Source organism: Alcanivorax sp. DG881, from assembly GCF_000155615.1.
Taxonomy (GTDB): domain Bacteria; phylum Pseudomonadota; class Gammaproteobacteria; order Pseudomonadales; family Alcanivoracaceae; genus Alcanivorax.
The window spans coordinates 2660011-2681626 of record NZ_DS989915.1 but is presented as its reverse complement, the minus strand read 5'-3'; the positions used below and the strand labels follow the sequence as shown (position 1 = coordinate 2681626).

Annotated in this window: 22 protein-coding genes; 4 read left to right on the top strand and 18 right to left on the bottom strand. The window is 59.9% G+C overall.

Annotated features, from left to right (window positions below; all coding sequences use genetic code 11):
- Positions 1–272: 272 nt before the first annotated feature.
- The 11 genes from ADG881_RS12140 to ADG881_RS12090 form a co-directional block, all read right to left on the bottom strand.
- A complete protein-coding gene (locus tag ADG881_RS12140; RefSeq protein WP_007149805.1) occupies positions 273–1529 on the bottom strand; it encodes an RNA polymerase sigma factor in 1257 nt (418 codons plus the stop codon).
- Between the two features lie 16 nt (positions 1530–1545).
- Positions 1546–1929, bottom strand: a complete 384-nt coding sequence (locus ADG881_RS12135) for a sirohydrochlorin chelatase (RefSeq protein ID WP_007149158.1) — start codon at positions 1927–1929, stop codon at positions 1546–1548.
- Between the two features lie 177 nt (positions 1930–2106).
- The gene (locus ADG881_RS12130) at positions 2107–2952 is read right to left on the bottom strand and encodes a histone deacetylase (RefSeq protein ID WP_198005009.1); all 846 of its coding nucleotides are present in this window, start codon (positions 2950–2952) and stop codon (positions 2107–2109) included.
- Between the two features lie 136 nt (positions 2953–3088).
- Positions 3089–4462 carry an efflux transporter outer membrane subunit gene (locus tag ADG881_RS12125; RefSeq protein WP_007148796.1) on the bottom strand — a complete coding sequence of 458 codons (1374 nt, stop codon included), beginning with the start codon at positions 4460–4462 and terminating at the stop codon, positions 3089–3091.
- 289 nt (positions 4463–4751) lie between these two features.
- A complete protein-coding gene (locus tag ADG881_RS12120; RefSeq protein WP_007150354.1) occupies positions 4752–6686 on the bottom strand; it encodes a MacB family efflux pump subunit in 1935 nt (644 codons plus the stop codon).
- Positions 6686–7849, bottom strand: coding sequence for an efflux RND transporter periplasmic adaptor subunit (locus tag ADG881_RS12115; RefSeq protein WP_039926714.1), 1164 nt, complete (start codon positions 7847–7849; stop codon positions 6686–6688). Before ADG881_RS12115 ends, ADG881_RS12120 begins: the two co-directional genes overlap by 1 nt.
- A gap of 270 nt (positions 7850–8119) precedes the next feature.
- Positions 8120–8800, bottom strand: a complete 681-nt coding sequence (locus ADG881_RS12110; RefSeq protein ID WP_039926712.1) for a DUF4336 domain-containing protein — start codon at positions 8798–8800, stop codon at positions 8120–8122.
- A 59-nt stretch (positions 8801–8859) separates the two neighbouring features.
- Positions 8860–9075 carry a DUF3820 family protein gene (locus tag ADG881_RS12105; protein WP_007149068.1) on the bottom strand — a complete coding sequence of 72 codons (216 nt, stop codon included), beginning with the start codon at positions 9073–9075 and terminating at the stop codon, positions 8860–8862.
- A 112-nt stretch (positions 9076–9187) separates the two neighbouring features.
- Positions 9188–9808, bottom strand: coding sequence for a cation diffusion facilitator family transporter (locus ADG881_RS12100; RefSeq protein WP_050760156.1), 621 nt, complete (start codon positions 9806–9808; stop codon positions 9188–9190).
- Positions 9808–10734 (bottom strand): cation diffusion facilitator family transporter, encoded by a 927-nt coding sequence (locus ADG881_RS12095; protein WP_039927437.1) that lies wholly within the window; start codon positions 10732–10734, stop codon positions 9808–9810. The genes ADG881_RS12100 and ADG881_RS12095 overlap by 1 nt, the downstream gene beginning before the upstream one ends.
- Positions 10734–11075, bottom strand: a complete 342-nt coding sequence (locus ADG881_RS12090) for a DUF3703 domain-containing protein (RefSeq protein ID WP_007149208.1) — start codon at positions 11073–11075, stop codon at positions 10734–10736. The genes ADG881_RS12095 and ADG881_RS12090 overlap by 1 nt, the downstream gene beginning before the upstream one ends.
- A gap of 96 nt (positions 11076–11171) precedes the next feature.
- On the opposite strand from ADG881_RS12090, the gene ADG881_RS12085 reads away from it, so the two are divergent.
- Together ADG881_RS12085 and ADG881_RS12080 are read left to right on the top strand one after the other, a co-directional pair.
- The gene (locus ADG881_RS12085; RefSeq protein WP_007149155.1) at positions 11172–11585 is read left to right on the top strand and encodes a helix-turn-helix domain-containing protein; all 414 of its coding nucleotides are present in this window, start codon (positions 11172–11174) and stop codon (positions 11583–11585) included.
- A gap of 168 nt (positions 11586–11753) precedes the next feature.
- The gene (locus ADG881_RS12080) at positions 11754–12146 is read left to right on the top strand and encodes a hypothetical protein (protein WP_007148686.1); all 393 of its coding nucleotides are present in this window, start codon (positions 11754–11756) and stop codon (positions 12144–12146) included.
- Between the two features lie 194 nt (positions 12147–12340).
- Here ADG881_RS12080 and ADG881_RS12075 read toward each other — a convergent pair whose 3' ends face one another.
- The 4 genes from ADG881_RS12075 to ADG881_RS12060 form a co-directional block, all read right to left on the bottom strand.
- Positions 12341–13453, bottom strand: a complete 1113-nt coding sequence (locus ADG881_RS12075; RefSeq protein WP_039926710.1) for a DUF1513 domain-containing protein — start codon at positions 13451–13453, stop codon at positions 12341–12343.
- 127 nt (positions 13454–13580) lie between these two features.
- Positions 13581–14615, bottom strand: a complete 1035-nt coding sequence (locus tag ADG881_RS12070; RefSeq protein WP_007149075.1) for an imelysin family protein — start codon at positions 14613–14615, stop codon at positions 13581–13583.
- A gap of 37 nt (positions 14616–14652) precedes the next feature.
- Positions 14653–16047: a di-heme oxidoredictase family protein gene (locus ADG881_RS12065; protein WP_007150731.1), complete on the bottom strand. Its 1395-nt coding sequence runs from the start codon at positions 16045–16047 to the stop codon at positions 14653–14655.
- 115 nt (positions 16048–16162) lie between these two features.
- Complete coding sequence (locus tag ADG881_RS12060) at positions 16163–17452, bottom strand: imelysin family protein (RefSeq protein WP_007149492.1); 1290 nt, start codon at positions 17450–17452, stop codon at positions 16163–16165.
- A 280-nt stretch (positions 17453–17732) separates the two neighbouring features.
- On the opposite strand from ADG881_RS12060, the gene nhaD reads away from it, so the two are divergent.
- Positions 17733–18962, top strand: a complete 1230-nt coding sequence (gene nhaD / locus ADG881_RS12055; RefSeq protein ID WP_007148570.1) for a sodium:proton antiporter NhaD — start codon at positions 17733–17735, stop codon at positions 18960–18962.
- Positions 18963–19001: 39 nt separating this feature from the next.
- On the opposite strand, the gene ADG881_RS12050 is transcribed toward nhaD, so the two are convergent.
- Together ADG881_RS12050 and ADG881_RS12045 are read right to left on the bottom strand one after the other, a co-directional pair.
- A complete protein-coding gene (locus tag ADG881_RS12050; protein WP_007149665.1) occupies positions 19002–19535 on the bottom strand; it encodes a hypothetical protein in 534 nt (177 codons plus the stop codon).
- An 85-nt stretch (positions 19536–19620) separates the two neighbouring features.
- Entirely contained in the window at positions 19621–19896 is a 276-nt protein-coding gene (locus ADG881_RS12045) for a hypothetical protein (RefSeq protein ID WP_156790407.1), read from the bottom strand.
- A 221-nt stretch (positions 19897–20117) separates the two neighbouring features.
- On the opposite strand from ADG881_RS12045, the gene ADG881_RS12040 reads away from it, so the two are divergent.
- The gene (locus ADG881_RS12040) at positions 20118–20426 is read left to right on the top strand and encodes a hypothetical protein (RefSeq protein ID WP_039926707.1); all 309 of its coding nucleotides are present in this window, start codon (positions 20118–20120) and stop codon (positions 20424–20426) included.
- Here the strand turns inward: ADG881_RS12040 and ADG881_RS12035 are convergent, their stop codons facing one another.
- Positions 20427–21575, bottom strand: coding sequence for a BamA/TamA family outer membrane protein (locus tag ADG881_RS12035; protein WP_156790406.1), 1149 nt, complete (start codon positions 21573–21575; stop codon positions 20427–20429).
- Positions 21576–21616 lie beyond the last annotated feature (41 nt).

Sequence of the window (21616 nt, the reverse complement as noted above, 5' to 3'; positions counted from 1 at the left end):
TGATGTTTGGTGACTCCAAATAAGTGACGAATAACGACGAGTGACGGCTTTTGGGGCTCAACCCGAAGGGCTGGTCCCTTTTCCCGCCCAGCAGTGCCATCCGCTGTTTATGTAGAATGACTACACGGCACACCGGCTGACACCACTGGACGAAAAAATGCATCCAGCAGGCGTTATCTCGATAGCGTTAACAAGCCCTAGTCGAACCTGAAACCCCGCTTTCGACAACGCACCCCATTTTTTCACGACGCCGCTGCCCGTGAAGAAAGCCGCTACCCGGAAAGGGCCGCAAGCCGTTGTTGCAGAAAGCGCTTTTCCGCCGGCTGGGTCGCCAATGCCAACGCTTGCGTGTAGGCCTGAGCCGCCGCGTCCTGATGGCCCAACTGCCGGTGCATATCTGCCAGGGCGGCATGGGCCAGGTGATACCCTTTCAGGGCCTTGTTCTCCATCAGCGGCTCCAGTGCCTGCAAGCCGGCCTCCGGGCCATCACGCATGGCCAGCGCCGCCGCCCGGTTAAGCGCCACAATGGGCGTCGGCATATGCTGCATCAACAGATCATAGAGCCCGACGATTTCCTGCCAGTCGGTCTCCGCACTGCTGGGTGACTGTGCATGCACTGCCGCAATGGCAGCCTGCAGGGTATAAGGCCCAAAGCGCCGTGACAGCAAGGCCTGGCGCACCAGTTGATCCGCGCGCTGGATTTCCTGTCGGTCCCAGAGACTGCGCTGCTGGTTTTCCAGTAACACCAGCTCGCCTTGCGCATCCGTGCGCGTCGCCCGACGGGCATGGTGAAGCAGCATCAGCGCCAGCAGGCCCTGGCATTCCGGGTCCGGCTGGTCGGTGCGTTCCGCCAGCAAGGCCAGCACCAGCTCCGCCAGACGAATGGCTTCCTCACTGAGATCATGACGCAGCGCCTGCTCGCCGGACGACGCCAGATAGCCTTCGTTGAACACCAGATAGATCACCTGCAGGACCGACTGCAGACGCTCCGCCAATGCTGCGCCTTCCGGCACCTCGTAGGGAATCTTCGCATCGCGGATCTTGCCCTTGGCGCGGACAATGCGCTGGGCCACAGTGGCGGGTTTGCTGAGAAAGGCACGGGCGATGGCTTCCGTGGTGAGCCCACACACTTCCCGTAATGTCAGCGCCACTTGTGCTTGCGGCGCCAGCCCCGGGTGGCAACAGGTGAAGATCAGGCGCAGCCGGTCATCCTCGATGGCGGCATTCTCAATCTCCATTTCCACCGTCGCCTGGGCGGCAAGGTGATCCGCCTGCTCACGCAATAGCGCGTCGTAACGGGCACGGCGGCGTAACTGATCGATGGCCTTGAAACGCCCCGCAGAGACCAGCCAGGCACGGGGGTTGTCTGGCACGCCGTCTTCCGGCCATTGCTTCAGGGCAGCGACAAATGCTTCCTGCAAGGCATCTTCTGCCAGGTCGAAATCCCCCAGCAGACGAATCAGCGTCGCCAGTACCCGGCGGGACTCGCTGGCAAAAATCCGCTGAAGCGTAGTTTCCATGTCATCCATGACAGCCGGTTCCGGGTCAGTTTTCCTGTTCCTGAAGATGCTGCACCACCAGCGGTGCGAGCCCGGCGGCACTGCCGAAATAACGCATCAATTCGATATCCAGATCCGGAAACCGCTCGCGGGCCTCTTCAATCTGTGCCGGAATATCCTTGCCCACGTGCTTGCCCTTGTTAAAGAACAACGGGTAAAGCTGCACGGTTTTCACCGGCTGATGCTCCAGCTGTTGGATCGCTTCGATCAAAGAGGGTGTCGCCAACTCGAGAAAACAGGGCAACACGGCCACGTATTCCTGCCCGGCGGCGTGGGCAGATTCCGCCACGGTGTCCACCAGCGCACGAAACTCGTCGTTGGCCGTTTCACTGCGGCTGCCATGGGCCATGATCAACAAGGCTTTGGACATGCAATAACCTCCAGGCTCTTTGCAGGAGCGTCGCTGGCAGTGCGAAATAGCAAATTCGAAATACGGGTTGCGAGAAGCGAGTTGCGAAAATCTGAAATTTCCGTTCTTTAAAACTTTGCTTTTCGAGACTCGCTTCTCGCAACTCGCGACTGCTGTTTCGCGCCGCCAGCGACGCTCCTACAAAAAGGAATGTACTTCAGACGCAGCTTCAACAACGATTGCATGGCGCTGCGCCAGCGCGTCACGATCATCATCGTAGCCGCCCCCGATCACCGTGGCCACAGGAACGTTACGCTGACGGCAGCGGGCAAGGACACCCCGGTCGCGATCGGCGATACCCTGCTCGGAAATATGCAGGCGCCCCAACGGATCGTGCTGAAAGATATCCACGCCGGCGTCATAAAAAACCAGATCCGGCTGCACCAGATCCAGCAATCGATCCAGCGTCTCAAACACCGTGTCCAGATAATCCTGATCCGTCATACCCAGCGGCAACCCCACATCCAGATCGCTTTTCATCTTGCGCACCGGAAAATTTTTCTCGCAATGAATGGAGCAGGTAAAAGCCCGGGGTTCATCGGCCAGCATGGCCGCGGTGCCATCGCCCTGATGCACATCACAATCAAACATCAGTGCTTTTTTCACCACGCCCCGGTCCAGCAACTGGCGCACCGCAAACGCCTGATCATTGAAGATGCAGAAACCGGAACCGAAATTGTAATGGGCGTGATGGGTGCCGCCGGCCAGATGACAGGCGACACCCTGCTGCAGTGCCAGCTGGGCTGTCATCAAGGTGCCCATGGGCGCAATGCAGGAGCGCTTCATCAAGGCTTCGCTCCACGGCAACCCCATGCGCCGTAGCGCCCTGGCATCCAGCGTCCCGTCCACCATGGCCGAGACGTATTGCGGGCAATGCGCCTGACTTAACAGTGTCGCCTTGGCCCGGCCGGGGCGGAACTCGTTATCGCCATGGGCAATACCCCGGCTGCGCAGATGGCCATGCAGCCGAGCAAATTTCTCCATGGGAAAACGGTGTTTGCCGGGAAAGGGAAAGCTGTATTCGGGATGATAAACAAGCGGCAGCACGGGCGACCTGACAGGCTGGAGTCGATCGCCGTATTGTGTCGGTTAGCGGGTCAAGCGGCAAACCAGGGGCACGTCAGGGTTCCGCAGACGCCTCGCCCCCTTCACCCCGTTCACCCCCTTCACCCAATACCCGGTACAGGGTGATACGCGACTGATACTGGTTGTAGATCAGATCCAGGCTGTTCTGGCGCGCACTGTTAAAGCTGCTTTGCGCGCTGAGCACGTCGGTGAGCTCGGTTTCGCCTTCCTGATAACGCACCTGCGCCACCCGATAGGCTTCCTCGGCTTGCTGGTATGCCTCTTCACGATACTGCTGCTGCTCCGCCAGCCCCTGCACATTACTCAGCGATTGTTCCACTTCCTGCAGGGCCACCAGCAAGGTGCCGGTGTAACTGGCCACCTGCTCTTGCCAGGCGGCCTTGCTCTGATCGATCCGGGCATTGCGGGCGCCGCCATCGAACAAGGTTTGCGCCAACGACACGCCCAGGCTGTACAGCGCATCGCCATTGAACAACGACGACAGGGCGCTGCTGGCATAACCGCCACTGCCGGTGAGCGTGATGGACGGCCAGTAGTCCGCCCGGGCGGCGGCCACGGAATAGTCCGCCGCCATCAGGCTGGCCTGGGCCTGGGCAATATCCGGGCGCTGGGCCAGCACCTGATCCGGCAAACCGGCCTGAATCTCCGGCAGCTGCAGATTGCTCAGGGTGCCGCCGCCCACCTGGAATGCCTGCGGCATTTCTCCCACCAATACCGCCAGCGCATAACGGCTTTGCCGCAGCTGGTGACGCAAGGACGGTAGCTGCGCTTTCACATTGGCGACCACGGTTTTCTGCTGGGCCAGATCCTGGGGAGAGACGGCACCGTTCTCTACCTTGGCCTGCACCACATCCAGCACTTGTTGGGCCAGCGCCAGGTTCTCTTCCGACAGCGCCAGGTTGTCCTGCAGATACAGCACCTGCAGATAGGTATTCACCACACTGGCAATCACGGTGAGCTGCACGGTATCGCGACTGAACTGGCTGGCCAGCAGGGAGGCCCGCGCCACATCACGGCTATTGCGAAGCTGCCCCCACAGGTCCAGCTCGTAGCTGGCACTCACGGAGGCGTTGTAGCTTTCACTGCTACCGCTTTCGCCGAATACACCACTGCGGCTGCCCCCGGCACCCAGCCCCAGGGCCGGGAACAGGGCCGAACCCGCCTGACTGAGTTGCGCATCCGCCTGCTCGACCCGCGCCGTCGCCGCCAGCAAATCCGTATTGGCCGCCAGCGCCTGGTCCACCAATTGATTCAGTTCCGCACTGTTGAACTGCTGCCACCATTGCGGGTGATGCACCATGGCTTCGCTGGCCTGCTGCTGGTTAAGCCATTGTGCCGGCATGCTTTGTTCGGGCGCCTCCAGCCCGGACTGCATGGCGCAGCCGGATAACAGAACAAAAACCGTCACCCATACCAGCCTGTTTATTGCCTTAGGGAACCTCTGAATAACTCCTTGCATGCTCAGCGTGGTCTGAAGCGTGCAGCTGTTACGTCTTGGCTCGATGGTCAGGGTGGTTCCCTTTCCGAGAGGCAAGGCGCGGCAGATGTGCGCTTCAGGCCTCGCCCTTCGGGTCTTCCAGGCTGGCCCGCACTCGTTGTTGCGCTTTTTCGATGGATGGACATACACCTTCAAAAGCGCGCCTAGATTGCGAACCAGCCTGAAAGACTGAGTACGCAAGGAGTTATTCAGAGGTTCCCTAGTCATTACTGAGTGCCTCCACAGGATTCAGACGCGCGGCCTTCAACGCGGGGGCAAAGCCAAACAACAGACCGATGCCGGCGGCACAAACAAACGCGGCGACCATCACCGGTACCGAGAACACAATGGCCATGCCGAAAGCGTCCAGCAGCCAGCCCACCAATACCCCAATCACCACACCGATCACCCCGCCCAGCGCAGACACCACCACCGCTTCGGTAAGAAACTGCTGCAGGATATTGCGCTGACGAGCGCCGGTGGCCATGCGGATACCGATTTCGTGGATACGCTCGGTGACACTCACCAGCATGATGTTCATCACCCCGATCCCCCCCACCAATAATGAAATCGCCGCGATGGAGCCCAACAGCAACGTCAGGGTGTTCTGGGTTTCCGAGACCATGTCCAGCAGGGAGGCCATATTGAAAACCCGCACATCCTCCTTGCCGTGACGCTGGGTCAATAGGTTAACCGCCGCGGTTTCGGTCTCATCGATGGCGGTAACGTCATCCACTGCCAGGGTGATGGAACGCAGATAATTCTGGCCGAACAATCGCAGGGTGCCGGTCGACAAGGGCACGAACACCACATCGTCCTGATCGTCTCCCCAGTCGGTGGCACCCTGGCTACCCATCACGCCGATAACCTGAAACGGGATGCTGTCGAGCAACAAAAACTGGCCCAAAGGATCACTGTCCGGGAACAGGTTGTCTTTCACTGTCTGCCCAATCACCGCCACCGGCGCGTAGCTGGCTTCATCACTGCTGTTGAAATACACCCCTTGCACCGGCTGCCAGTCGCGCAAGCTGGGGTAATCGGCACTCACTGCCTGCACGCTGGTAGAAATGTCCTTGCCGTTGGCCCGGGCCGTCACGCTGCCGGAAATTTCCGGCACGGCAACGCGAATATTGGGCAGGGCTTTCAGGGCTTCGGCATCCTCCGGCACCAGGGTGGCGATCACCCCGTCGGCAACACGCTGCTGACCCCGGTCCGGCCGGATCACCAGCAAGTTCACGCCGCGCTCGCCAATGCGCGCCACCACGTCTTCCTTGGCGCCCTGACCAATGGCCAGCATCACCACCACCGAGCCCACACCAATCACGATGCCAAGCAAGGTAAGCAAAGTGCGCAGCCAGTTGGCGTGCAATGAGCGCAACGCCATTACCACCGATTCCAGCACTTCACCCAGGTCAGGAAAGCGGCTTTCCTGTGGCGGTTCCGGCACCGCATGGGCCGCTTCTACCCGGTGCGGGCGGCGACGGCGATCATCAATCACGTTACCGTCGCGGATTTCCACTATCCGGTCCGCGTGCTCGGCCACCAACCCATCGTGGGTAATCACGATCACCGTGTGGCCCTGTTCCGCCAGCGCCTTGAGCTGGCCCATCACCGCCTCGCCACTGACACTGTCCAGCGCGCCGGTGGGCTCATCGGCGAGAATCACCTTGCCGCCATTCATCAAGGCACGGGCAATGGACACCCGCTGCTGCTGGCCACCGGATAATTGGTTGGGGCGGTTTTCCAGTTTGTCGTGCAGCCCCAGATCACTGAGCAGAGCCTGCGCCCGTTGCTTGCGATCATCCCGGGGCAGCCCCGCATAAATGGCCGGCAAGGCCACATTTTCCCAGGCACTGGCAGTGCCTATCAGGTGATAGCTCTGAAACACGAAACCGAACATCTCCCGGCGCAACCAGGCCAGTTGCTCGTGGTCCATGTCGGTCACCGCCCGCCCGGCAAAGTGGTAAGCACCGTCGCTGGGTTGATCCAGGCAACCCAGAATGTGCATCAAGGTAGATTTACCGGAGCCGGAGCTGCCCATGATGGCAACGAATTCCCCGGCCTCGATGGACAGATCAATGCCGTGCAACACCTCCACATCCTGCTCACCAGCCGGGTAGCGCTTGCGGATGCCCGTCAGTTCGATCAACGCCATCAGAACAACCCACCGCGACGGCGCCCGCCTTTTTCGGCCTCACCTGCCGGGCTGGCCTGTGCCTGCCCCAACACCACGATGTCACCTTCCTGCAGGCCATCTTGAATCACCGTGCGTACCCGGTTGCTGATGCCTGCTGTCACCGGCTGGTTTTGTGGCTTGCCTTCGCGGCCCAGTCTTTGCACCTGCCATTGACCGCGACCGCCACGCTTCACTGCGGCCACGGGCACATGCAGAACATCCCTGGCCGAATCCACCACGAAGAACACCTGGGCGGTCATGCCGGACATCAGTCGGCCTTGCGGGTTATCGATATCGAATTCAGCGGTGTACAGCACCACGTTGTTGACCACTTCCGGGGTGGGCAGCACCTGGCGCAGGGTACTGTCATAACGCACATCACCATTGCCCAGGGTATTGAAGTACACCGGCATCCCCGCAGAGAGGCTATCCACATCGGCCTCGGACACCTGAGTGGAAATGGTCATGGTGGTCAGATCTGCAATCCGCATCAGCGTGGGGGTGGTTTGGTTGGCGTTAAGAGTCTGCCCTTCACGGGCCTCCAGGCTGACCACGGTTCCACTGCGTGGCGCATAGATTTTTGCGTACCCCAGGTTGGCCTGGTCGCCTTCCACGCTGGCCTGCTTCTGGCGGATCTGGGCTTTCAGTACCTTGATCTGGGCACGGGTAATGGCCAGCGTTGAACGGGCACTCTGGAAGGCATCATCGCTGGTAGCATTGGCCTCTCGCAGCCGCTGCTGACGCTGATACTGCAACTCGGCCAGCTCCAGCTCCGCCTGCTGCTGTTCCCGCTGGGCACGCAGGGCTTCCAGTTCCGCCAACCCTGCATCGACCTGTGTCTGCTGTACCGACGCATCAATTTCCGCCAGCAACTGGCCCTGCTCAACGCTGTCCCCCACATCCACGTGCAGCTGCGTCAGCTGGCCGGAGACCTGCGCCCCCACGTCCACATAATCCCCCGGTTCCAGGGTACCCAGCGCGGTGACCAGCTCTTCCACATCGCCACGCTCCACCGTGGCCGTTTTCCACTGAATCGCTGGCGCCGACGCGAATCCCCAGCGCCAGCCCACAAGCAGCAAGCACACAATCAGAATGACAAACGAAAGAGCCGTTTTCGGATAACGGCGAATCCAGCGGGACATGGGCAATTCCACAAACCAGTAATGATGGTTGGGGAATATAGCGGGAAAAGTTGCAAGAAATGTGGAGGGGGCGGGCGGGGCCACTCAAGGGCCATAGGAGCGAACAGGCGGCGCGATTCAAAAGGTCGTATTTGCCGGCAAGCAAAACCTGTCGAGCACTGGAAGGCCTGCTCGCCCTGTGGTCGATTGCCTTGCTTCGCAAGGTCGCGCCGCCAGCGACGCTCCTACAGCGGCTTCGTAGAAAGCCCTTACCGCCACGCTAACTCGCCTCTAAAACAACCACTCCATCCCATGACGGACCTGGTTGCGGGCGTTGTCGGTGATCACCTCACCGTGGGCCAGACTGAGTTTTTCGAAGGGCCACTCCAGAATACGGGTAACGCTGGCGCGGGCCTTGCGACGATTCAGGTACACCAGGCGCAGCATTGGATGCCAGCCCGGGACTTTCCACAAACCGCCCAGCTTCAAATACCAGCGGGTGAAACCGTGGTCGCATTGATGAAAGTTTTCAATCAAATCCGCCGCAATCAGGGTTTTGCTGGCCTGATGGTAGAACACCGTCTCGTGCAACATGGAGCCTTCAATAAAGACCAGCTCAAAGTCATCGCCCCAGTCCGGATGTGGTGTTTCCGACAGCACCGCATCCAGCGACAGATCCTTGCGCTTGCTCGCCAGTTTCGCCGGCCCGTGCAGCACCGCCTGCGGATAGCGCTGCTTCACATCGGCGGCAAAAACATGGTGAAAAAGATTGGGGCAAACAATGTGGGTCACCTCGCCCAACGCCGCCAGCTCCTGGGCCAGAGGCTCATCCACCGGCACCGGGGAATGCAGCAGCAAACCGCCAGCAGACAATTTGACCACTGTCATGCGGGCGCCCACGTGTAGCCCCATAAAACTATGGGGAACCGAATACGCCCACACATTATTGGCAACAACATCGAGTAACGGCACAGCTGGCTCCTGAACAGGGTAATGGCCTCAGGATACCTGCTTGATTCAGCGGATACAGCCTATTTACGCAACGGTTCCAGCAGGTTTTCCGTGCCGTCCATTTTCAGCATCAAGGCCAGCGCCATCAGCCGCCCCAACTCGCCCTTCGGAAAGCCTTTTTTGGTGAACCACAGCAGATAAGGCTCAGGGAGATCAATCAGCACCCGCCCGGCATATTTACCAAACGGCATGGTGCGTTCGACCAGAGCGGTCAGGTCTTCCTGTTTGAAATCCATAGGTCTCAATCGTGATGGCAGAGGGAAAAGCCGTGGAGGCTGGCAGCGGCGCCGCCAATACGGCCATGCAGCGTACCGCCCTGCTCACTCACCGCCAAGCCCCATCGCACACTCAACCCTCGCATCGACTCTCCATCGCCGATTCGCTGCCGGCCTGACGCAGAATCGAGATGGCACTGTGGGTGAACAGGCCGGCAATCGCCACGGCCACCAGCAGGTCCGGCCAACGGCTGTCCAGCCAGAACACCAGGCTGCCAGACATCAGTACCGCCAGATTGGCCAGCGCATCGTTGCGCGAACACAACCAGGCGGAACGGATATTGGCATCCCCCTGACGGTGACGCAGTAGCAATAACGCACTGATCACATTGGCCGCCAGCGCCACACTGGCCACCCCCATCATCAGCTCACCCTGTGGCGCACTGCCCTGCAACAGCGCCCAAACGCTGTTCGACAGCACGATCACGCCCATTACCAATAACGACATCCCTTTAATGCGCGCGGCACGTACCCGCCAGGCCATCGACTGCCCCAGCGCCCAGAGGGTTAACCCATAGGTGGCGGTATCGCCCAGGAAATCCAGTGCATCGGCCTGCAACGCCCGTGAATCCGCCAGCACCCCCGATGCCGCTTCCACCACAAACATCACCGCATTAATGGCCAATACGATCCATAGCACTCGCTGGTAAGCCGGGGCCGAGTTTTCCACTATCTGGTGATCACAACACCCCATCATCCACTCCTTTCACCACTCTGCTCCAGGTTACGGCACACCTCGTCCGGCCATTCCAGTTCGATGGTGGAATGGGCAAAACCGTATTCCTTCACCAGCGCACTGAAGCGGGCTTTCAATCCCCGCACTTGCTCCATGGGCGGCTCACAGCCCAACTTGATATGGGCGCTGAACACATGCTGCTGACCGTCCAGGCTCCACACATGCACATGGTGCACCTCAGCCACCGCTTCCGGTGCCTGCAGTGCAGCAACCAGGGCCTCGGTATCTATCTCGCCAGGCACCGCTTGCAGGAAGACCTTCAACGATGCCCATACATTGCGCACCACATTGAACAGAATGAACAGGGTGAAACCGATGGACAGAATGGGATCGAGAATCGGGATTTCCCAGACCATCAGCACCAGCGACACCACCAGCACGGCCACCCAGCCCAGCACATCCTCCAGCAGATGCCAGCGAATCACACTGGCATTCAACGAGGACTGGCGCAGTAACCGCCAGGCACCAATACCGTTTACCGTCACCCCGAGAATGGCCAACGCCAGCATGCCGGTGGCATTGGGCATTTCCGGTGCCCACAGGCGGGGAATGGCTTCGCTGATCACGAAGATCGACCCGGCAATTAGCACCAGCGCATTGAGCAACGCAGCCAGCACTGACAACCGCTGGTAGCCATAGCTGAATCGCTGGTCCGCCTGTTTGCGGCTGACTTTGCCCAGCACCCACCCCATGCCGATGGCCAGGGTATCGCCCAGGTCGTGTACCGCATCGGACAGAATCGCCACCGAATTCACCATCAGCCCACCGACAAATTCGATGATGGTGAAGGTGAAATTCAGCCAGAACGCCATTCCGATGGCCCGGTCCTCATCACCGTGACCGTGGGTATGTGAATGTGGCGCATGTGAAGAGTGATCATGCATCATCGTTCCTCCATCACGTCGCGCAGCGCATCGGGAATCGGCATGGGCTGCAGCGGGTTCACATTGGCCCCACCGGTATTGCCGGTGGGCACCCACAAGCGCGACATCAGCAGGGCCGCCAGCAATCGTAGCCCCTGACCACGCATTTCCCGGCCATCCCGGCGCTGCCAACCCACTTTCAGCATCCACCAGTGAGTCAGGGTATGGGCGCCAACCCGCCGCTGACCCAGAATATGCGCCCGCTCCAGTTGCGCGAACGCCCGGCTCCAGTCCTGCCTGGCATAGGCACACCGTGCCGCTTCCATGGCGGCGTCAAACGCCCGTCGCTGTCTCTCCTGCATCGCCCTGCTCCTTGATTCTGTTTCACCTTGGCCCCATTTAAAAAGCTATAGTGACTACAGGTTCAAGTCCGATTCTCCCTTTGTAATGAGGTCATCATGTCTACCCTCTTTTCCATCGGCACCCTCAGCAGCGCCACCGGCTGCAAGGTGGAGACCATCCGCTATTACGAAAAAATTGGCCTGATGCCCGAACCCGCCCGCAGTGAAGGCGGCCAACGGCGCTATCACCGCAACCATCGGGAACGGCTGCAGTTTATTCGTCACAGCCGGGAACTGGGGTTCACACTGGAAGACATTCGTGAACTGTTAACCATGAGCGAACAGCATGGTTGCGCTGATGATATCGCCCGCCGTCACCGGGACGCCGTACAAAACCGCATCAGCGCACTGACCGCCCTGCGCAATGAGCTGGACCGGATGATTAGTGAATGCGAGCAAGGGCAACCGGGCGAATGCCGGGTGATTGAGGTGCTGAGCGACCACGAACAATGCCTGAACGACCACAGCTAATCCCACCGCAGCTCCCTGAGCGGCTGGACGCTGACACTTTTACAACAGGTTCCATACCGATATACCCCATATGGGTGAGGCGGATTTTTACCAGCTTCCTACAATTATTGTGACGGGCTCGTCGACTGAATCGATGATGTCGATAACGAAGGGAACAAGGGGAAAATCATGAAATGGACCATTGGCATTGCCGCACTATTCGCCTCACAGTTTGCTGCCGCTGATTATTATTCCAGCGTCGACGACGACACCTGCTGGGATGCCCGCAACAGTAGCGGTGGCCCCTGCATGGTGGTGCACAAAACCAAATGGAGTGAATACAGCAAGGACAACTTCATCATTACCTACCGCAACACCTGCAGCCACCGCATCTATGCCCGCTTCTGCAACGAGCGCAAGAACGGTTCCGAGGATTGCGGCGCTTCCGGCATCGGCGCGGGCAACACCAAAAGCTGGTCTACCCACAATGCCAATGGCCGCTACAGCTACAACTCCATTGGTGTGGTAAAAGGCTCCAAGGACTGGGTGTGCTCCGGCAAGGTGTCCAACTGGCACGACTGACACCCGCATGGCAGATAGTGAAAAACGATAACGTTTAAGCCCGGCTTTCCGGGCTTAAACGCATTGCCGGTTTCCCGCTCTGAGGTTCGCGCCTCAAGAGGCACTCCTACCGAAAAGCCGACGTCCCCTGACTGGTGAGAACGGTGGTCCCACCGCGATGCAAACGACGTTGGTTAAGCGGCAGGATGCACGCCTTAACTCAGCCACAGGTGGTTATCCCACCACCCCCCCGGCAATTCCAGCCACTGGCTTTGTACCTCTGCGGTGCGGCTATCGTAGTAGCGGCATTTGCCCTGCCCCGAGGTCACCGCAAAACCGCCCGGCACCGCGCCAACACCGGCACAGTCAGACATGGGCGCATCCAGCAGCGTGTCACCGCTATCCAGATCCCAGATAAAGAAACGGTTTCCCCGTGGCGCGGTCATGGCCACTTGCCGCTGCTCGCTGTGAATGGCAATGCTGGCCGTGTATTGATCCATCATCGCCAGTTGCGTCCGGCTGACCGGGAACGGTTGATAGGCTTCCCCGGGCCGCTTGATCGCCAGTAACGGCACACTGTTGTAGGCCGGGCCATGGTACTGCTGGCCGGTAATCACGGTGCCATCGGCAGCCACATCCAGGTGGCGGATGCTGCTTTGAGCGTCGGCCAAAGTTTCCTTGCTGATCAATTCGCCATGACGGCTCATGATCACCAGGCTGGGCGCCATGGCGCCCAGGTTCATTTCCTCACGGCTGCCGCCTTCGGTACGAATCCCCCCATTACCGATCACCAGGGATTCGCCGTCCGGCATCCAGGCCAGCTCGTGGGGACCTACACCGTGGGTGGTCGCCTCGCCGTCATGGACTAGCTGCAAAGCAGCGCGATCCAACTGGTACCGCCCCAGCACACCGCGCCCTGGTTCGCGGGTATCGTTTTCGGTGGTGTATAGCCACTCGCCGCGGGCATGGAATACGGCATGGCCATAGAAGTGCCGATCCGGCTGACTGTGCAGGGTTTGCAGCAGTCGGCCATCGCGCAGGTCAATCAAGTAACTTTCCCGGGCCGGGCGGCGCCCCACATACAACGCCACCGGCAGAAACGGATGGCGGGCCACCGCGTGGCAGCGCTCGGGCACCGGCGTGGCAAACGCCCGTTTGCCGTTCAGGTAGTAACCCACGGCATAGTGCTGACCGTCGTCATCGTTGCGCGCGGAAAGCAGCAGGGGTGATTCACCCGCCGTGCCGGTCCACAGTGACCAGCCACCCAAGGCGGCCAGGCCGGCCATCGCCGCACCAGCCCCCAGCAACTTCCGTCGTGTTAGTGGCATAACGCTCTCCGCAAACCCGCTATGGCATCGCAATGAAGCGCGGGCACGACGTTGAATTATCGACACACCCTCCCGCGCTTTTTTAGCTTTTAACTCGCAACTCGCAACTCGCAACTCGCAACTGACTCTAATCCCCATCGTTGGCGTTAAAACCGATCTGGATATTGAGATTGCGAGCCAACTCCGTCTGCTGACGGTTTTCCAGATTATCCAGCGCGGCATAGAGCGTCGTCAGCGTCTCGCTGTGTTGCGGCGCCTGCACCAGCTCCATCAACGGCGCAGGCAAGGCCGCAAGCTGGTTGGCCACATCCGCATAGGCCTGGTCGATGTCTTTCACCAGGGCCGCATCACTCACCAGCGAACGGACCCGCTCCCATACCGCCTGCGCACCCTGCAACGACGCCTGCAGATTTTCAATGGACTGCCGGCTACGCCACGCTTCCGCCTGGTAAGGCTGCGCCACGCCCTGATTCAGCCGCCCCATGGGGGTGCCCAATTTTTTCTTCAGCACATCCACCCCGGTGATCTGCGTGCGCAGAATTGCCGCCAGGCCTTCATCCGCCGTGGCGTAACGCTCATTGGGGAAGTCGCGCAACTGCGCCAGCATGCCGCCCGGCTCATTCCACAGCGCCAGCACCGACTCGGACAGCGCCAGCTGGTGGCGGGCAATGCCGGTGAGCAGCGGGCAGTAGCGGTCATGCTTCTCCGCCAGGGCGACCGATTGATCAAACAGCACATACTCAAACGCCGTCAGCCCCTGCACCACCACGCTGGCCTTCTCCAGCTGCTCACCGGTCAACGAATCCGTCTCGTCCAGCAACGATTCCGTCTGGCGAACCACCATGTTGCGTTTGTCCGGCCAGAACTGAACCTGCCAGCTGCGGTTGCCTTCGGATAACGGCCCGACCATTAACGGTTGCAGGTGCGACCACCGGGACTGGGCCTGATAAAACGCGGTTTCCAGATCACCCACGGATGCCTGTGGAGCTGTGCAGTACGCCTCCACGGCATCCACCAGGGCAGCATTGCTGTCGCGCCACTGCTGATGGGCCGGCAGTAGCACATCGTTGGCCAGCTGCACGGTGACTTCCTGACGTGGGTTACTGCACGCCGTCAGCAGCACCGACAAGGAAACTGACACCAGCACAATCAAAGCACGCATGATCCATCCTCAACCTTAAAACCGTTACAGAAAAAAATCACAAAGAGTTCAGAAACGCCAACAGCGCAGCCCGTTGCTCGGCGTCAAACGCCAGTACCGCGTCCCGCGACCCGGCTGCTTCGCCACCATGCCAGAGGATCGCCTCCATCAGGTTGCGGGCGCGGCCATCGTGCAAGAACTGGGTGTGGCCATTCACCGCCTCGGTGAGGCCGATACCCCAGAGCGGCGGCGTGCGCCATTCCTGACCATTGGCCAGGAACTCCGGGCGACCGTCTGCAAGCCCCGGCCCCATGTCATGCAGCAACATGTCGGTGTAAGGCCGGATGGTCTGATTGGCCAGCTCCGGTTCGGCGGCGTCGGACCCGGTGGTGAACACCGGCACATGGCAGCCCTGGCAGTTAGCCTGGAAGAACAGGCTCTTGCCCGCCAGCACCAGTGCATCATCCACATCCCGGCGGGCGGGAACGGCCAGATTGCGGGTATAGAAAGTGACGTTGTCGAGAATCGAGTCGCTCACTTCTAGCTCGCCGCCATTGGGCATGGCCAGGCAATCGGGCTGGGCCGAGGAACAGGAATCCGTCGGCACCAGATGACTGCTCAGCCCCATGTCATTGGCGAAGGCTTCCGCATTCTGCTGGCGCAAACTGGGCTGGCCGGCTTTCCAGCCGAAGCGCCCCATGGCGGTGGTGTTGTTGCTGCGATCCCAGACCCGGTTGGCCCGACCGCTGATACCATCACCGTCCTTGTCTTGCGGGTCGGCGTGGGCCAGCAGGTCCGCTTCCGGGATCGCTTCCAGCAGCCCCAGTCCAATCACTGGTGGAGCAATACGCGCGGAAAACAGGGTCGCCGGGTGCATCTCTCCATAGGCCAGGTTGCTGAAGCTCAGGCGAGGCTCGCGCAACTCCACCTGATGGCCATCCTCAAAGGTGATCGTGCGGGGGCGGTACTCCACCCGTACCCGCCCCTCCGGTTCAACACCCGGGATGGCCGCATCCTGAAACTGCCCGCCGTAGATCGGCTCAGGCATCAATCCGCCCTGGGTCAGGTCATCGTCGGCCGCCGCCGGCACGGACAACCGCACCAGCATGGAGACCGCCTGCTTGGCGTCAGGCCCGGGCGGGTGCCCGCGGCCATCCTTGATATGACAGTTCTGGCAGGCATTGGTATTGAACAGCGGCCCCAGCCCGTCACGGGCATCGGTGGATGCTGGCGCAATCACCCAGGGGTTGCGAAAAAAACTGTTGCCCACACTGAAGTCCAGCCGCCGCGACGGCGACAAATTGGCCAGCGGCAGAGAGAAGGCGTTCTGGTCGGTCTTGGTCACCGTGGCGTCGCCTGCTGATAACTGCTCGCCGGGTTCGGCCTGGGTAAAGGAGGGACCGGTGTCACACGCCGCCAGCAGGGCAGCAAACGTCAGCGGGAGATATCGCAAGAGCAGGGCTTCCTTCTTTCTTGATGGCTGGCGGGCAGCTGGCTACAGGAGCGCGCCTGCACCCCAGAGAGGCCTCTGCCCCCTTGCGTGCATGCGCGCCTTTCAGGTTCTAACGTCAGAAGCTGTGATTGGCTGTATCCGGGTTCAGGGCCTGAATGTTCAGCACCCGCGCCGCTTTTTCAATGCTGGTGGTTTGCACGACCAGGGCGTCAATGGCGGCATTCACCGTGTCGGCACCCTGCGCATTGCCCGGGGCAATCAGCTGGTCGAAATGGGTGCCCTGGTTGGCGCTGTCTACCAGCACCTGCAGCGCCGCTTCGCTGGCGTTCAGGTCGGTTTTCAGCTGGCTGTCCGCCGCCGGCTGGTTCGCCGCCACCAGGTCGCTCAGCGAAGGGCCGGCCAGGGTTTCCCCGTTGGTCCGCTGATACTCGCCCAGGTACACATTGCGAATGCCCTTGCCGTTATAGAAGTGCGACGCATGGGTGTTATCGCTGAAGCAGTCGTGCTCGTCTTCCGGGGAGTGCGCCGCCAGCGCCACTTTCATGCGCTCGCCGGCCAGCTCGCCCAAGGACAGGCTGCCCATGCCGAACAGCATCTTGCGCAGGCCGTTTTCCACGCTGTCCGCTTCCAGTTCGGCCCGGTAGTTTTCTTCACCCGGTCGCCATTCATCCACCATCACTTCCAGATCGTCGATAAGCAGATCGGTGACCACCGACAGGTATTCGCGGCGCCGCTCGTTGTGACCGCCCGTTGCGTCCGGGCCGGTGGCGAAATCCGTTGCCGGGCGCTGGCCGGCACCGGCGTCAGTACCGTTCAGATCCTGGCCCCACAGCAAGAATTCAATGGCGTGGTAACCGGTAGCCACGTTCACCTCGGAACCGCCCAGTTCGTTGAGGCTGGCCAGCAGTTCCGCGTTCAGGTCGGTCAGGTCCAGGGTCTGTTCACCGATTTTCAGTGACTCGCTGGCAATGATATTGGCGCGGGCCCCGGGGTTGCCCATCACCGCCTGATAGTCCTCGTCCACGTAATCGATCAGGCCTTCATCCAGCGGCCAGGCATTCACCTGCCCCTCCCATTCATCCACCACGGCATTGCCGAAGCGGAATACTTCAGTCTGCATGTAGGGCACCCGCGCGGCACGCCAGGCATCGCGAGCGGCGGCCAGGTTGGCCTCGGTGGGCGCCGCCAACAGGGCATCGATCTGTGTTTTCAAGGCGCGGGCACCGGACAGTGCGTCGCCAAAGGTGGCCAGCGCCACATCAGCGTAATGGCTCACCACCCGCTTGCCCTGTGCCTGGTCATAGGCCGGAGCCGTGTCGGCGTCGGTGGATTGCGGGTCGTCGCTGCAGGCAGACAAGAACAGGGAAGCCAGTAGCAGGCCCCCGGCGGACAGGCGGGTCAGCATGAAAATTCCTCGATGACATCAGGCACAATAAGCAAAATGAATAAGCAAAACGCACCGGCACACCGATGCGAAAGCAATCAGGGTGCACATAATGCGAATTATTCTCATCTTTTTAAAGGGGGACGGGCAAAATTTGCCCACCTTTGCCCGTTTTTCGTCCACAATTGGCCGGATAACCACGGATAAACAGGCCGTTTCCGGTGAACCCTGTTCACAAAACGCCTAATATAGCGCCGCCCTCCACTCTCCACCTTCTGCCTACAAGTGCGAGTCGCCCGTTATGACTACCGTTTTGCTGATCCTGGTGGCGCTGGGCTTTTTGTCCATCGTCGTCGAAGACATCGTTCATATTGATAAAGCGAAAACCACCCTGTTTTTCGGGTCGTTCGCCTGGCTGTTGTTCTTTATTGCCCCCCCGGCCCACCTCAGCCACGACGCGCTGATGGAAAGCCTGAACGAAAACCTGCTGGATATTGCCACCCTGTGGCTGTTCCTGATGGCCGCCATGACCTTTGTGGCCTACCTGTCCAGCAAGGGCATTATCGATAGCCTGGTCAACAAGCTGCTGCCCGAGCACATCAGCGAACGCAAATTGATGTTGCTCACCGGCCTGTTTGCTTTCCTGTTCTCTTCCATGGCCGACAACATCACCGCCACCCTGGTATGTATCGCCGTGCTGATGAACCTGAACCTGCCGGCCAAAAAGCTGATGCGCTACGTGGTGCTGGTGGTGTTCTCGGTGAATGCCGGCGGCACTGCCCTGATCACCGGCGACGTCACCACGTTGATGATCTTTCTGGCCGGCAAAGTGGAAATTCCGGACCTGCTGTTACTCAGCCTGCCCGCTGCCGGCGCCGTGGCCGTGCTCGCCTTCATGCTCTCGCTGGGCCTCAGTGGCGACGTGCATATACAGAAAAAAAGCAGCGCCATTGAGCGCGGCGACAAGGTCATTGCCCTGCTGTTCTTCGCCACCATTGTCGGCACCATCGCCGCCAACGTGGCGTTCGGCATTCCGCCGGTGCTGTGCTTCCTGTTCGGCCTGTCACTGATGTTCATGGTGGTGCAGTTCCTGAACAAGGACGAACCGGTTCTGGAATACATTCGCAAGATCGAGTTCGACACCCTGCTGTTCTTCCTGGGCGTATTACTGCTGGTCGGCATGCTCAAGGAGCTGGGGATGCTCGCCTACTTCCCGGCGCTTTATGAAGTGATGCCGCCGGTGGCCGCCAACTTCCTGGTGGGCCTGGCGTCGGCGCTGTTTGATAACGTTCCGCTCACCGCCGCCCTGCTCAATTCCGGCATCGAAATGAACCTGGCCCAGTGGCTGTCGCTGACCTATTCGGTGGGCGTGGGTGGTGCACTTCTTGTCATCGGCTCCGCCGCCGGGGTGATCGCCATGAGCAAGATCGAGGCGCTGACGTTCGGCAGCTACCTGCGGTACTTCGGCTATCTGTTGGTGGCGTATAGCGTTGGGTTTGTCGCTGTACTGGGGCTCGGCCAGCTGCTGTAGGCTCAGGCCCCACGCCGGACCGGGGCGGCCCGGCCCGGCCTACCAGCGGCCTTCGCGCTGTAGCTGATTTTTCCATTTTCGCCAGCGGGGTTCTGCATACGCCGGGCGTGGCTTGAGTGCCCGTAACGGCGCCCAGTCATTCTCACCCAGCCGGCTCACCCATTCCTCATCGGGCAGAACCGCCTCCCCTTCATGGGGTTGCCCATGGCAGCTATAACGGAAACGCAGCAACCACAGCGTTTCCTCTCCGTCCTCTGGCTCATTGTATTGCGTCACTGACAACACCGACCCATCCACATTGGTGCCGTGCTCTCTGAGCAAGGCCCGCTCGTAGTAATAGCCAATGCTGCTGACACTGGTGACCAGCGCCATGATCATGACCCCAATGCCGATCAGCGCAAAGAAGGCCCCGCCAAACGCCGCCCCCCAATCATCGCCACCTTCAAACCAAAGCAGGCCGACGCCAACCGCCGCAAACGGCAAGCCGAGAAAGAAGAAGAGCATGAAGAAAAGGGAAAAATGCCGGCGCGCCGACTGCAGCAGCAGCGGCCAGCTGAGCGGCCCAATGGCCATAGAGTGACTCCCGTCCCTGGAAAAACCAGACAGAAGCATACCGAAAAAGCCCCCGGCCCCCGAGGGCTAATAGGCGGTCATCGAATCAGTTGGCGCCGTAAAGATCGCTGTCCAGATCCTTCAGGTCCTTGTCCAGCTGGTGCCAGTTAGCCTGGCCATCCACGCTGTCTGCCCCGGTCAGTTCATGGTACTCATCAATGCGTTGCTGCAATTCTGTCAGCACATCCTGCAAAGCCAGCTGATGTCGCTCCGCTTCGGTGCTGCGGTCTCCAGCCCCCTGCTTTTCCAGTTGATCCAGCTCGGCTTCCAGTTCATCCAGCTTGCCTTTGATATCGGCAATCATTTGTTTACCGGTTTCCATAATCGCAACTCCTTGTTCGATCAGGGATTCACAGGTGAACCCGGTTTCAGAGTGGCCCCATTTATTGAACAGGGTCAAGTCTGTCACCGGCAACGGTACAGACGGTCAGACAATCGGGCATCAATACGTGTTCCCGGGGCCCATAATGGTTATGGTCGTTGTTAAAGGTTTCCGCTACATTGCGGAACAGTCCCTTACCCGATTGACCATGCAGGCCAACAATGAAAAAAACAGCAGAACGAGCAGAGCTGCTCAAGGACATGATTCAGGAAGCCATTGAAGATGGCGCTACCACCGTGGAAGACGTGCACCAGCATATTGCCGGGCTACCGTTTGACGCGCTGGAGAAGCTGGGCCTCTTTGAAGACAAGGCCCCGGCACTGAAAGAAAAACAGCGCAAAACCATTGGCCTGGTGTACGACACCATTCGCAAGGTGAATCAGGAAGTGGGTGCGCTGATCTCCGAACAGTTTGCGGCGCTGGAAGATGCCCGCACCGCAGCCAAAAACATGGACGAAAAAGAAGACTGATCAGCGCCAGCTGGACCCCGCCTGAATATACCAGGCGGTCTCCTCTGGCCCCCGGGCAATATCCACCCCCATTGTCATCCCGTACCGGCGAGCAATCAGATAGCGAAACCCGGTACCGTAGCTGTTGGCCACCTCGGCGTCTGACAAATCCGAAAAGCTTTCTGCGGCACGTCCACCGCCACCGAAAAAGTTGAACCGCCAACGGGGACTGGCTTTCCAGATCGCCTCCACTTCTGCCACCGCGACCGCCTTACCCTGATAGCGCACCGCCGGAATGCCGCGCATATCCACATAAGGCAACACATAAGGTGGCAATCGGGTACTGTCGCTCACATCGACACCGTCATACTGAAGGCGCAGGGCAAAATTGAAATGCTCGTTGGCATTCCAGTAATTCAGACCCTCCAGCGTATAGCTGCCAAAGTTGATATCACTGCCAACACTGTCCCCGTACCACACGTAATTACCGGCATAGTAGAGCCCGGACTGGGGGGCCAGAGGGTTATCCCGGCTATCGTATTCCGCCAGCACACCCAACCCGGAGGTATGAATCTTATCCCCCAGATTGTTGCGCAAAAAGGTATTCACCGCTTGCTCCAGGCGCGGGTTGGGTAATGAAATATCTTCCTCAAGAGACAGCTCAACCTGCCGGTAAACCTGCCTTGCCCCCAACATCCAGCGGCTTGCGCCGAGCCTGAACTTCAACTCCTGGACCGCCGCTGGCCCTTTCACATTCAGCTCGACAGGGTCACGGAGGTCACGCCCGCCCAATGAATAAAAATCCAGATTCAAATCAGGGAACAAGGCAAAGCCGCGATAGCGAATGCGGTCATTATGCCAGAAGCCCATGTGCCCCAGCCCCGCCGCGCGCGTTCCATTTTCCGTGGCACCCAGCCCCACCACACTGATGTTATTCGGCAAAATGGCCGGACTGTTACCAGACACCCGCTGCTTTTTCTGCTCTTCACTTTCGTGGAAAAAAATCGCGCCCATGCCCAGGCCCGCGCCCACTGCAGGTTCGGTGATAATCATCGGAATCGGCAAGAACCCCTGGGGCACCTCGGAAAGATAACGGCTACCATCCAGCATGCCGTCTTCCGGGTCGATCATGTAATCCTGAAAGAAATCGGCCTGGACCGTTCCCGTCATCAGACCTGCAACTATCGCCAGCATCCCTCGCTTCAACATGG